A 13,562-nucleotide genomic window follows, 5' to 3' on the forward strand; every position below is an offset into this window, starting at 1 on the left:
AAATGCTAATCTCCCTCAAATATCCTACGAACGGTATGAATTTGAGAGATTGGAACTGCAACGAGCAAGGAATCACCCATAGAAAGTTGGCTATTTCCTTTCACAATCCTTGACTTACCATGATGAATTTGATTGGTGATCAAGCATGAATCCGGTAAACGTAACTCGCTAACAAATCTTCTGTCCAATGTTTCGTTGACAACAACCTCTATTAAGGTCATGTGTTCTTGCTGTTCTACTTCTTCTGGCAGAATTTTTTCCAACATTGCTTCATAGACTGGCGCGCCACCTAAGAGGTCCATCATCACATAGGAACTCAAAGCTACCAACCCGATGACCATCAATTGGTTCAAACTTCCAACCATTTCAGTTACTAAAATAATAGCAGTTAGAGGTGCTTTGGAAATCGCTGCGAAAAAGCCTGCCATTCCCAATACAATAAACAATAGCATCTGCTCCTGACTGATGAAACCAATATCAAGGAAGAACCGTGCGACAAAAAGCCCAAGGAGACTTCCTAAGGTTAATATGGGTAAAAAGATGCCCCCTGGTAGACCAGAACCATAGGAAATCATGCTCCATACAAATCGTATTAAAATCAAGATTGCCAATGTCAGTAGTCCTTGTTCCAAATATGGAAGCTCTAAAATCAAATGATGCCCGCCACCCAATAGATTAGGGAAAAAATAACCAATCGGTATAATAAACAAAAAGGCAAATACACTGTAGTATGGAACTGGGAGAGGAATGATTTTTGAGAGAAGGGTATAGAAACCTTGTATATTGAGGATAACAACTTCATACACATATCCAGCAAGTCCAAGGAAAACTCCAAGTAAGATATAGATCCAATATTGGTCAAGAGATAGTAACTGTAAGTCCTTCGGCATATGCAAAACAGGCATTAATCCAAAAAAATGTAAGGAAATAAAGTTCGCAGTGATACTGGCTGCCAGGGCTGAGACCCATACCAGACGTGAAAACTGATGATAGACTTCCTCCACAACAAATAAAAGGCCTGCTATTGGTGCGTTGAAAGCTGCTGCCAAACCTGCCGCAGCGCCACTAGCAATCAAACTCCTTCTTTCCATTTCACTGGATTTAAGAAGAACTGATATACCTTTAGCCGTTACAGCTCCTAATTGAATACTGGGACCTTCACGCCCCAGCATTAGACCAGATGCAATGGATAAAACACCGCCGATAAATTTTCTCCAAAGGACTGACCACCAGTTTAAATCCATAATTCCTTTTAGTTCTGCCTCCACCTGAGGTATACCAGAACCTTTTGCATTTGGCTCGTCTTTGATCAACTTGCCAACAAGTAAAGCTATGACCAGATAAAGCCCTCCAATAAGAAGTAAATAGATTGCATTGTCTGTTGCCAGAGAATAGAGGTGCGTAAAGACAGAAAATAGTTTTTCAATGGCTAAGCGAAATGCAACGACCACTAAACCAGCGACAATGCCAACTAAACTACCACGCAGAACCGAGTAGAGGATTGATTGAGAAATAAAACTAACTTCTTTCCGGTGATTTTCCATTGGGATTTCCCTTCCTTTCTATAGTATGTATGACCAAAAAATAGGAGCAATAAGTACTTAGTAAAGAACCTCACTCCCATTCTTTTATTTATATTGCTACCTGTCCAATCAGACTATTTCCGATACATCTTAAATTGGAGATAGAGGTCATTATACATTCCAAGTATCTCTGGTCCAAGATTATCATAAACTTCCATCTTCTTCATCGTTTCTTCAGATGGATAGAAAGATTCATCGTTCTGAGTTTCTTCATCTAACATGGCTTTTGCTGCAGGAATCGGTGTTGAGTAACCAACATATTCAGCATTGCGAAGCGCATTTTCAGGACGGAGCATGAAACTCATAAAGGCATAGGCACCGTCCAAATTCTTGGCAGTTTTTGGAATGACCATGTTATCGAACCAAAGGTTAGAACCTTTTGATGGTACAACATAGCGCAGATTTTCATTACCATCTAACATTTCACTGGCTTCACCAGAGAAGGATACTGCGATAGCTGCCGCATCTTGTATCATGTAGCCCTTGATTTCATCAGCAACGATGGCCTTGACATTTGGAGTTAGATTATAGAGATGTTCCGCAGCTTTTTCGATTTCAGCTGGATTTTTGGAATTGAGACTATGCCCCAGCGATTGCAAACCAAATCCCATGACCTCACGGACACCATCAATCAACATGATATTGTCACGGTACTCTTTAGACCATAAATCTTCCCATTCTTGAGGAGGATTTTCGACCATAGTTTCATTATAAACAATTCCCAAGGTACCCCAGAAATAAGGGATGGAATAATCATTGTTCTTATCAAAACTCAAGCCCATGAATTGTGGATCAATATTTTCCAAACCTTCGATTTTCGACTTGTCCAATTTGATGAGCATATTCTCTTCGGTCATCTTAGAAATCATATACTCAGATGGAATGGTCAAATCATAGGTTGTACCACCCTGCTTTATCTTGGTATACATGGATTCATTGGAATCAAAAGTTTGGTAATCCACCTGAATACCTGTTTCAGCAGTAAACTCTTCCAGCAATTCTGGGTCAATATAATCTCCCCAGTTATAGATGACTAACTTATCCGTCGTTCCTTGAGTTGAATCAGCTTCTAATTTACTAGAAATTCCCCAAAGAATGAGAATAATGGCAATAATTCCTAAGAAAAATGAATATAAGCGTTTCATTAGTTGGCCTCCTTTTCACGTGAGATGAAATAATACCCCACTACCAATAAGATTGAGAAAAGGAAGACAAGGGTTGACAGGGCATTGATTTCCAAAGAAATCCCTTGACGAGCCCGTGAGTAAATCTCTACAGATAGGTTTGAGTAACCATTTCCCGTAACAAAGAATGTCACGGCAAAGTCATCCAAGGAATAGGTAAAAGCCATGAAATAACCTGCAATAATGGCTGGTGTTAAGTATGGCAACATGATTTCTTTCAGCATTTGTGGCTGAGTTGCACCCAAGTCATAAGCTGCTGAAATCATATCCGCATTCATTTCCTTCAAGCGTGGCAAGACCATTAAGACCACGATAGGAATGGAAAAGGCAATGTGACTGAGCAATACTGAAACAAATCCAAGCTGGAAACCAATCATAGTAAAGAGAATCAAGAAACTCGCCCCAATCATGACATCTGGTGCCACCATCAAAATATTATTGACAGACAAAAGCGCATTTTGAAAACGAGGTTTTGCCTGATAGATATAGATAGCACCAAACGTTCCGATAAGGGTCGCAATCAAAGAACTCAAGAAGGCCAACAAGAAGGTTTGCGCCAAAATCAGCATCAGACGGCTGTCGCCCAACATGGACGAAAAATGCTCCAAGGTAAAACCTGTAAAGCCGTTCATATCTCCACCTTCATTGAAAGCGTAGAAAATCAGATAGAAAATCGGCAAATAAAGAAGAAGAAAGGCAACCGTTAAGTAAATGTTTGCAATTTTTTTCATTATTTCTTCCTCTCTTTCGTCATCCACATAATCAAGAGCATGGCCAAAATCAAGACCACACCAATGGTTGAACCCATTCCCCAGTTTTGCGTAGTAAGGAAATGTTGCTCGATGGCTGTACCCAAGGTAATCACTCGGTTACCACCAATCAAGCGGGTCAACATAAAGAGGCTCAAACTTGGAATGAAGACCGCCTGAACACCAGAGCGAACGCCATTCATGGAAAGAGGGAAAATAACTTTTGTAAAGGTCTGCCAAGGAGTTGCCCCCAAATCACGACTGGCATTGATTAGGTTTTTATCCAAATCATCCAAGGCGTTAAAGATCGGCAAAATCATAAACGGAATCTCGATATAGGCTGCAACAGCAATAAAGGAGAAATCTGTGAAAAGAATTTGCTGAGCTCCTAGACCAATAAATTCTAGGAACTGGTTGATAGAGCCGTGTTGCCCAAAAATACCGATAAAGGCATAGGCTTTTAGCAAAAGATTGACCCAGGTTGGCAAGATAATAAGCATCAACCAGAGCTGTCTATGCTTGAGTTTGGTCAAGAAATAGGCTGTTGGGTAGGAAACCAAAAGCGTGACCAGAGTGATAATACCTGCGTAAAAAATGGAGTTAAAACTCATTCGCAGATAGGTCATATTTGGCGAGTTAAAATAGGTCTGATAATTGGCCAAAGTGAAATTGCCATGAATATCAAAGAAAGATTTGAAGATAATCAAGGCAACTGGAGCAAGTACAAAGAGAAAGATCCATAGGGCATAGGGAATTGCAAAAAGCCTAGAGGTTTTCTTCATTGCGTTCCTCCTCAATGGCGTTAATCAAGCCATCTTCTACTTCTTCCACTTCCACATATTCTTCGATACGGGCATCGAATTCTTCCTCTGTTTCATTAAGACGCATGATATGGATATCTTCTGGCTCAAAACTTAGTCCAATCACTTCTCCGACAATAGCCTTACGAGTTGAGTGAATCATCCACTCATTACCGAGGTCGTCATAGGCGATGATTTCATAGTGAACCCCTCGGAAAAGCTGAGTATCCACTTTTACCTGCAATTTGCCTTCCTCAGGTAGGGTAATCTGCAAATCTTCTGGACGGATAACAACTTCAACTTCTTCGTTTGGTCGCATACCACCATCGACAGCTTCAAAGCGTTTGCCGTTAAACTCAACCAGATAGTCTTCTATCATGCGACCTGGAAGGATATTGGATTCACCGATGAAGGTCGCAACAAAATGGTTGATTGGCTCGTCGTAAATGTCCACTGGCGTCCCAGACTGAACAATTTCACCTTCATTCATGACAAAAATCCAGTCACTCATGGCCAGAGCTTCTTCTTGGTCATGGGTAACGAAGACAAAGGTAATTCCAAGACGTTGTTGCAATTCACGCAGTTCGTACTGCATTTCTGTACGGAGTTTCAAGTCCAGGGCAGAAAGTGGTTCATCTAGCAAGACAACGCGAGGCTGGTTGATAATCGCACGTGCAATAGCAACCCGCTGGCGTTGACCACCAGATAATTTCTGAATGGAACGATTTTCATAACCAGAAAGTCGGACCATTTGTAAGGCTTCTGTCACACGGCGTTCGATTTCAGCCTTGTCAACCTTGCGTAATTTAAGAGGAAAAGCCACATTTTCAAAGACAGTCATATGTGGGAAAAGGGCATAGGACTGGAAAACAGTATGGACATCCCGTTTATTAGTCGGAACATCATTAATCCGTTGACCGTCCAAATAAATATCACCTGAACTCGCATCCAATAAACCAGCAATAATGTTCAAAATCGTTGATTTACCTGAACCAGAAGCTCCTAAAAGGGTATAAAATTTCCCCTCTTCCAATTCAAAACTAATATCCTTTAATACAGTTGTTCCACTGTCTTCAAATACTTTTGAAACGTTCTTAAATTCAATAATTGGCTTTTTCAATTCTCATAAATTCCTTCTTTTTTGTAAGAGCCTAATGGCTAGAGTTTAGTCTTTCAGTTTGCTTTTAGTACTAGGCAACGAGCTGCAGACAGTACTGAAGTACGGCAAAGCGAGTTAACGACGTAATAAAAGATAAACTGAAAGACTATGCTATGTATCAGATGGGTCGCCGATAATACGCACCTCTCTCTCCAGAGTAATTCCTGAAGATTTTTCGACAACTTCAATTACATGGGCAATCAGATTTTCATAATCCTTTGCTGTACCATTGTCGACATTGACCATAAAACCTGCGTGTTTTTCAGATACTTCAACACCACCAATTCGATAACCTTTCAAACCAGCTTCCATAATCAACTGTCCTGCGAAGTGACCAAGTGGACGTTTGAAGACTGAACCACAAGATGGATATTCCAAAGGTTGCTTGAGCTCGCGTAAATGTGTCAAACGAGCCATTTCTTGTTGAATAACCGTATGATTTCCTGGCTTGAGGGCAAATTTAGCAGACAAAACAATCGCACCGTTTTCCTGCAAAATAGAAGAACGGTAGCCAAATCGCAACTCGCGATTGTCCAACGTTTCGACATAACCTGCTGGAGTCAAAATCTGCGCTGAAACTAGAATGTGTGCTACTTCACCTCCGTAAGCACCTGCATTCATATAGACAGCACCACCAATGCTTCCCGGAATACCACAAGCAAATTCAAATCCTGATAAAGAATGAAAAAGTGCGACTTTTGTTGTTTCAATCAGATTGGCACCTGCTTCTGCTTCAATGGTGTATCCTGATACAGTAACGGAGTTAAGTTTATCCATACGGATAACAAAACCACGAATACCGCCATCTCGGACAATGATATTACTTGAATTTCCTAATACTTGCCATGGAATACCTTCGCGTTTAGCAAATTCGACTATACGAACAATCTCGTAACGATTCCGCGGAAAAGCTAGATAATCAACAGCTCCTCCTACTTTTGTATAGGTATATTCTTTTAAAGGCTCATCGAATCGAATATCGATGCCTTCTAATTCAAGCCTAATTTTATCTTTCATAACCTTCTCATTTCAATTTAAGATATACAGGATTTATTATACCAAAAATTACAGGAGAAAACGAATAAAATTCAACAAAAATACTTTCACAAGCCAAATTAATTTGCCCCAATATTTTGAAATGGAGAATGGAATGCACCAAAAACATACTAAGATTAGTAGTGAGGAAATCTCCGACGGGAGAGAGTAGTCACTACTTTTTCTTTATGATAAAGTAGAGGTGTCTTGTTAAGTCGAGAACTCTTTTGACGCTAGACGTCGCATCAAAAACTGGCAAGACACCTGTTTTAGAAAGAATGTTATCAAAGTATGTGGGACGCCAGACGTCGAGTATTGAAAATGACATCACTAAAACAAGGAATCATTCAAGACAAAGAGGTAATATCATGCGTGCAGTTTTTGGGATTGATGTGAGTAAGGCAAGTTCAGAAGTGGCCATTCTAGTCAATGGTGAGAAAGTTCATGGCTATACCATGTCCAATGACGCCATCGGCTTTGCTCGGCTACTTGGCGATTTGAAAACCGTCCATAAGCCAGAAATCATCTTTGAAGCAACAGGTGTCTATTCTCGTCGTCTCCAAGCTTTTCTGGATGAACATGGCTACGCTTATACACGGCTTAATCCCTTAGAAGCTAAGAAGCAACTGGATAGCTTGCGTGTGCGGAAAACAGATCAAATTGACGCCGAAAAACTGGCTCAATCTCAATTTGTGCTGAATCGTAAACCCACTTATGTCCAAGAAGAAGTCTATCAAGAACTGCGAGATTTAAGTCGCTTCTATCAGAACTTAACTGAGGACATCGTTCGAGCTAAAAACCGTCTGCACAAGGTCTTGCAAGTCACGTTTCCAGAGATAGAGACTGTCTTATCAAAGCCAACTGGGGAACAATACTGGAACTTAGTTACTGCGTTTCCTTGCAAGGACTTCGTGCTTGATTTAAGCAAGGACAAACTCTTAGAGAGCATTCGTCAGTCCACCTCAAAACGTATTTCGGACAAGCGTGTGGCGTATTTAGCTGAGAAGCTGATAGCACTAGCTAATCAATCTTATTGTGCCGTCAAGAAAACCTCTCCAATGCTGGAAGAGGTTCGTTACTATGCAAAAGAATTGCTTAGACTTTCTGAACAGAGACAAACTGTTCTAGACCAAATGGTGGAACTAGCTCAGCCATTACCTGAATATGACATTCTGCTCTCTATTCCTGGAATAGCTGAGACTACTGCAACAAGTATTATTGGTGAACTGGGAGATATTCGCCGTTTTCAGTCTGCCAATCAAATCAATGCCTTTATCGGTATTGATCTGAGACACTATGAATCTGGCAACTTCCTCGCTAAGGAACACATTACCAAGCGTGGCAATCCCTACGCTAGAAAGATTCTGTTCAAATGTATCCACAATATCGCTTCAGCCAGTCATACCAATCCTTGCCATATCGCAGACTTTTATGAGAAACGAAAAAGACAATCGCAAACGACTTCTACGAAGCCACACACGATTGCCTCCATACATCGTCTCATTCGGACAATGTATTACCTCATTATGCATAACAAACTTTACGATTACGCTTCAACCCAAAATCGGTAAGATTGTTTATGCTATATTATTGTAACACCTTATCAAAAATTTTCAACATAAGGTGTTCATTTCGTGTACTCTTTTTTACACGAAACTTTAGTCCAAAAGAAAACAATTTCCTTATTTTGACTATTGAACTTAACATATTTTTCATCAAATACCTTGATAGGCTTGACAAATGGTAGAAAAGGAGTTCCCTTCCTACCGCATATAGTAGCGATGGCGAACTCCAATAAAATAAACATGTTTAGTTTTGCAAATGATAGATTCTCACTATCTATACAATAGCAATCCCTTTGGTATCAACTTGAAGGCGGTGGACAGTTCCGTCTAGATTTAGTTCCTCTAATGCTAGAACAATAGCGTCCTCCCTATCTTTGGGCGCTAATACCATCACTGTTGGACCGGCACCTGATAAGTAGGTTGCATAGGCTCCCAACTCCTGTGCAGTTTGCTTGATTGGACAAAACTCCTTAACAAGTAGCTGACGAAACGGTTCATGGAACATGTCTGACTGAATTGCTTTCCCAGCTTTTTCAAGATCACCTGCCATCAAACTGGCAACAGCAACGTTTGCAATGGCACTAGCAGCCACTGCTTTCTTGTACCCCATCTGAGAAGGCAGTACACCTCGGCTTTCAACCGTACGCAATGGGTAGTTTGGAATAAAGGCAACAAAACTTGCTTCTGGGAATTCTGTTACAACTGCCTGTACTCTCTTATTAACATAGCTAGAGATGACTAAATTACCAAAAATCGCTGGGGCTACATTATCAGGATGTCCTTCAATTTCTGTAGCTTTGAGCAATTTTTCATCCGCTGTCATATTCAAACCTGCTAATTGATTAGCCAATTCGATACCAGCTACGATAACGGAACTGGATGAACCCAAACCACGTGCCAAGGGAATATCACTAATCATTCTGATACGATGCGGCTGCAATCCTTTTTCAATCTTTAAAGCTGTCTTGATCAAAAGATTGTTCTTGTCTGATGGAACATGTTCAAGATTGTGCTCAATCACCCATTCATCAGTCTCTTCAAATACTTCAATCGTTAGATATTTCGAAAGGGCAACACCTACTGAATCAAATCCTGGACCGATATTAGCTGAAGTTGCTGGAATAATAATTTTCATTGCTTATTCTCCCAGTACTTTAAAGGTATTTAAGACAGTAAAGTCTGTTTCTTTACTCAATTTGTCTGTTACATTTTCCAACTGAGTCTTACTCATTTCATGGGTCACAATCACTAGGCGGGCTGTTTCTCCATCTGCAGCTTGTTGCAGAATTTGCTTGAAGGAAATTTCTTCAGAATTGAAGATTTCTGCTAAACGAAGCATTTTTCCATTTTTATCAGGCGCATCAATTGAGAAATAATATTCGCTTTTCACATCGCTTGGGGCTGCCAATTGAAGTGGGCGACTGTATTCATTGAAGGCTTTGCCGATAGTATTGTCTTTCAAGCGACGAACGATACGAATAATGTCAGCCATAACACTTGTTGCAGTCGGTTTTTGCCCAGCACCCGGTCCATAGTACATAGACTGGCCGATGCCGATAGATTCGACAAATACAGCATTCATCACACCATTCACGCTTGCAAGTGGATGATTTTTCGGTAGGAAGGTTGGAGATACTTCGGCAGCAATACCAGAGGTAGTTTCTTGAATATCACCCACAAGTTTGATGACATAGCCCAACTCTTGTGCCACTGCTACATCTTCTGGCGTGATATTTGAGATACCCTTGTGAGCCACGTGTTCAAAATCAACTGTCATCCCGAAAGCAAATTGACTGAGGATAACAGCCTTGTAAGCCGCATCAATCCCCTCAACGTCATTTGTTGGGTCAGATTCTGCATAGCCAAGTTCCTGTGCTGTTTGAAGAGCTTTTTCGTAAGTCCAGCCTTCATCAACCATCTTAGTCAACATGAAGTTTGAAGTACCATTCAATACACCGAGGATACGAGTCACCTTGTCAGCAGCCAATGAGTTAACCAAGGTACGCAAGATTGGAATACCACCTGCAACTGCAGCTTCATAATAAAGCGCAAGACCTTTCTCTTCAGCCAAGGCACGCAATTCGCTACCATGAACAGCAAGTAAATCCTTATTGGCTGTTACAATATGCTTACCTGCTTCCAAGGCGCGAGTGATAAATGTTTTTGCTGGCTCAATACGTCCCATCAGCTCAACTACAATAGCGATATCTTCGTCAGCCAAAATTTCATCAATATTTGTCACAAAATGATAGTCATGACCTGCAGCCAAGAGACGGTCTTTTTCTGCTTCATCCTTGACCAAAACCTTAGCAACTTCAATACTATCATGCGCGGCTTTCTCTATTTTTTCCTGGTTTTCTTCTAATAAAAATGGCACACCACTCGCAACGGTTCCAAATCCTAATAATCCTATCTTAACTACCATGTGCTCTCCTTAAAAATGTATTTCTCTCATTATAACAAATATTCTGACTATTTGGCAAAAAATTTGATATAATTGTTTTAATATATGATTATGGAGATAAGATAATGAAACATTCAAGAAGAGCTCGTCGAAGCCGCACACAAAAGAAACAACTTGTGCCAATGCTACTTGGTATCGCATTATTAGTAGTGACTCTACTATCTATTTTTCTAATCTTTCTAAAACAGCCTTCTAAGCAGCAAAATGATTCCAAAGCTTCAACGGTAGAGACAACAACCAGTTCGAGTGTTATGACTTCAGAAAGTAGTGAAGTACAAACAGAAATCATTTGGGAACAACAAACTGCACCTATCAAACTTCCAATCCTCATGTATCATGCCATTCACGTAATGGCTCCTGAGGAAGAAGCTAATGCGAATCTTATCGTAGATCCAACGACTTTCGAAAGTCATCTAAAAGCATTGCAAGATGCAGGTTACTATACTTTATCACCTGAAGAGGCTTATAAGGTATTGACAGAAAATGTCCTTCCTGCTGGAAAAAAGGTTGTCTGGCTAACCTTTGACGATAGCCTCTGGGATTTTTATAGTTATGCCTACCCATTGCTTAAGCAATATCAAATGAAGGCAACCAACAATGTCATTACAGGGTTTACTGAATCTGGACAAGCAGGGCACCTTACTCTTGAACAAATCAAGGAAATGCAGACCGCAGGGCTCTCCTTCCAAGGGCATACCGTCAACCACCCTGATTTAGAGTATAGTTCTATCGAGGATCAAACAAATGAACTTACTTCCTCTAAGGCCTATCTTGACAGCCAATTAAATCAGGAAACCATCGCTATCGCCTACCCTGGTGGACGATACTCAGCAGATACAGTAGCCTTAACTGAACAAGCTGGCTATAAACTTGGTGTGACTACTAACAACGGCTTGGCTTCTGCTAGTGACGGATTACTGACTCTCAATCGTGTCCGCATCCTCCCAACCACTACCGCTGAGGGGCTATTATCCGAAATTTCCTATTAATTTTTACAAACATGTATATGAGAAAACTCCCTGTCACTGACAAGGGAGTTCGTTTTATGTATACTCAATGAAAATCAAAATCAGGCTAGCTCCAAAGGTTTGGGGAGCCTTTGGAGGTTGGAAATAGAGCGAACAAAGTTCGCTTCTCCAAGAGCAGATAGTCCCCCTACTGCTTTCGCGTCTTCAGGTAGTAGGCTGAAAAAATCCACAGGATCTTTTCACTCATCAAATCAAGTCAACAACGTCTGCTTTTGATTTTCGAAGAGTATTAGATTGACTAAACTGACTTTGATAAAGATTATAATAGAAACCTTTGTCTGCCAAAAGACTTTCATGGTTACCTTGTTCGATAATCTGTCCATCTTTCAAGACCAAAATCTTATCAGCTTCCTGAATGGTAGATAAGCGATGAGCGATGACAAAACTTGTCCGCCCTTTCATCAATCGTTTCATGGCTTTTTGAATCAATAGTTCCAAACGGGTATCAACTGAAGAAGTCGCTTCGTCAAGAATCAGAATAGCAGGATCTGCCAACAAGGCACGCGCAATGGTTAAAAGCTGTTTTTGTCCTTGGGAAATATTACTGGATTCCTGGTTCATTTCCATATTGTAGCCACCAGGCAGAGTACGGATAAAGTGATCAACGTTGGCAGCTTTAGCAGCTTCCACAATTTCCTCATCTGTCGCATTCAGACGACCAAAACGCAGGTTTTCTTTGATGGTTCCTTCATAGAGCCAAGCATCTTGCAAGACCATACCAAATTGACTACGGTAGGATTGACGGGAAATATTTCGAATATCCTGACCATCCACTTTGATAGCACCTGATGTCACATCGTAGAAACGCATGAGCAAGTTGATAAGAGTAGTCTTACCTGCACCTGTTGGACCAACGATGGCCACCATCTCACCGGGTTGAACATCCAGATTAAAGTTACGGATGAGCGGCTTGTCTTCTGAATAGCCAAATTCGACATTTTCGAAGCTGACTTGTCCTGTCAAACTTTCTGTCAACTCTAGTGCATTGGCGTCTTCTTCGTCAAACTCATCTAAGACTGAAAAGATGCGTTCAAGGGAGGATTTTGCAGACTGTAACTGTGGTGCCAACTGGGTCAAGGTTTGGACTGGCTGAGAAATCTGCCAGACGTATTGGACGAAGGCCTGCATATTACCCACCGTCAATGTACCTGCAAGAACTTTCAATCCAGATAGCAGGGCGACGACAACATAGGCGATATTTGAGAAGCCGTGAACTAGAGGCATGAGCAAATCAGACATGAAACTAGCCTTGAAACTAACTTCCTGCAAATCTGCGGTAATCTGGCGAAACTCTTCTGTAGAAATTTCTTCACGGCCGTAGAGTTTGAGAACGTTAAAACCAGTCAGATTTTCTTGGACAAAGCCGTTCAAACGACCTAGTGCATCAGCCTGCTGCTTGAAATATGGCTGGGATTTGCCCATGACAAACTTGGAACCAAAATAGGTCGCTGGAACCAAGGTTACGACTACAAGTGCTAGGGATACATCCAACCAGAAACACATGAAAATGGCTAGAGAGAGGGTCAGAACGGCATTGACTAGCTGGAGAAAACTTTGTTGCAGGGCGTTTGAAACAGTCTCCACATCGCTTGTAAAACGCCCGAGTAAATCACCATACTGGTGCTTGTCAAAATAAGACACTGGAATCTTGTTAATTTTGTGGCTCAAATCCTGACGTAGTTCCTTAGTTGCTCCCTGCACTGCCTTGGTCATAAAATAGTTAGAACCGTAGGCACCGATTTCATATAGAAGGGCACGAAGGGCATAGATGGCAAGCATGATGGCAATGTAGGCATAGTTAATCTGCGCTCCTTCTACTCCATTAGCAATATCCAACAGATTCTTGGTCAATTCTGTAATGATAAGTCCCAGTACAAAGGGTTCTAAGGCATTCATAACTGCGCTAATGGTCTTTAGAAAAACGGCTAAAAATACAGAAGATTGGTAACGACGCAAATAGTCCCAAACACGGGTAAATACTGATCTATTCTTCAT

General features: G+C 41.0%; 11 protein-coding genes. 2 read left to right on the top strand and 9 right to left on the bottom strand.

Annotation, left to right across the window (positions count from 1 at the left end):
- Nucleotides 1-5 precede the first annotated feature (5 nt).
- The 6 genes from K6969_RS09435 to murB all read right to left on the bottom strand — a co-directional run bounded on the left by K6969_RS09435 (nt 6) and on the right by murB (nt 6,492).
- The gene (locus K6969_RS09435) at nt 6-1,544 is read right to left on the bottom strand and encodes a ClC family H(+)/Cl(-) exchange transporter (protein WP_029173403.1); all 1,539 of its coding nucleotides are present in this window, start codon (nt 1,542-1,544) and stop codon (nt 6-8) included.
- A 113-nt stretch (nt 1,545-1,657) separates the two neighbouring features.
- Nucleotides 1,658-2,728 carry an ABC transporter substrate-binding protein gene (locus K6969_RS09440; RefSeq protein ID WP_029173402.1) on the bottom strand — a complete coding sequence of 357 codons (1,071 nt, stop codon included), beginning with the start codon at nt 2,726-2,728 and terminating at the stop codon, nt 1,658-1,660.
- Nucleotides 2,728-3,498, bottom strand: coding sequence for an ABC transporter permease (locus tag K6969_RS09445; protein WP_171942827.1), 771 nt, complete (start codon nt 3,496-3,498; stop codon nt 2,728-2,730). Before K6969_RS09445 ends, K6969_RS09440 begins: the two co-directional genes overlap by 1 nt.
- Complete coding sequence (locus tag K6969_RS09450) at nt 3,498-4,298, bottom strand: ABC transporter permease (protein ID WP_029173400.1); 801 nt, start codon at nt 4,296-4,298, stop codon at nt 3,498-3,500. Before K6969_RS09450 ends, K6969_RS09445 begins: the two co-directional genes overlap by 1 nt.
- Nucleotides 4,282-5,436 (bottom strand): ABC transporter ATP-binding protein, encoded by a 1,155-nt coding sequence (locus K6969_RS09455; protein WP_014637974.1) that lies wholly within the window; start codon nt 5,434-5,436, stop codon nt 4,282-4,284. The genes K6969_RS09450 and K6969_RS09455 overlap by 17 nt, the downstream gene beginning before the upstream one ends.
- Nucleotides 5,437-5,586: 150 nt before the next feature.
- The gene (gene murB / locus K6969_RS09460) at nt 5,587-6,492 is read right to left on the bottom strand and encodes a UDP-N-acetylmuramate dehydrogenase (RefSeq protein ID WP_029173399.1); all 906 of its coding nucleotides are present in this window, start codon (nt 6,490-6,492) and stop codon (nt 5,587-5,589) included.
- Between the two features lie 386 nt (nt 6,493-6,878).
- Here murB and K6969_RS09465 point away from each other — a divergent pair, with 386 nt between their 5' ends.
- Nucleotides 6,879-8,081, top strand: coding sequence for an IS110 family transposase (locus K6969_RS09465; protein ID WP_321537499.1), 1,203 nt, complete (start codon nt 6,879-6,881; stop codon nt 8,079-8,081).
- Between the two features lie 268 nt (nt 8,082-8,349).
- On the opposite strand, the gene thrB is transcribed toward K6969_RS09465, so the two are convergent.
- Both thrB and K6969_RS09475 read right to left on the bottom strand, forming a co-directional pair.
- On the bottom strand, nt 8,350-9,210 hold the full coding sequence (thrB, locus tag K6969_RS09470; RefSeq protein ID WP_011922331.1) for a homoserine kinase: 861 nt from the start codon (nt 9,208-9,210) through the stop codon (nt 8,350-8,352).
- Nucleotides 9,211-9,213: 3 nt separating this feature from the next.
- Complete coding sequence (locus K6969_RS09475; protein WP_024399122.1) at nt 9,214-10,500, bottom strand: homoserine dehydrogenase; 1,287 nt, start codon at nt 10,498-10,500, stop codon at nt 9,214-9,216.
- A gap of 104 nt (nt 10,501-10,604) precedes the next feature.
- Between K6969_RS09475 and K6969_RS09480 the strand changes: the two genes are divergently transcribed.
- The gene (locus K6969_RS09480) at nt 10,605-11,528 is read left to right on the top strand and encodes a polysaccharide deacetylase family protein (RefSeq protein WP_029173398.1); all 924 of its coding nucleotides are present in this window, start codon (nt 10,605-10,607) and stop codon (nt 11,526-11,528) included.
- 225 nt (nt 11,529-11,753) lie between these two features.
- On the opposite strand, the gene K6969_RS09485 is transcribed toward K6969_RS09480, so the two are convergent.
- On the bottom strand, nt 11,754-13,562 hold the full coding sequence (locus tag K6969_RS09485; protein ID WP_171942826.1) for an ABC transporter ATP-binding protein: 1,809 nt from the start codon (nt 13,560-13,562) through the stop codon (nt 11,754-11,756).

It is taken from the genome of Streptococcus suis (assembly GCF_019856455.1).
Taxonomy (GTDB): domain Bacteria; phylum Bacillota; class Bacilli; order Lactobacillales; family Streptococcaceae; genus Streptococcus; species Streptococcus suis_AE.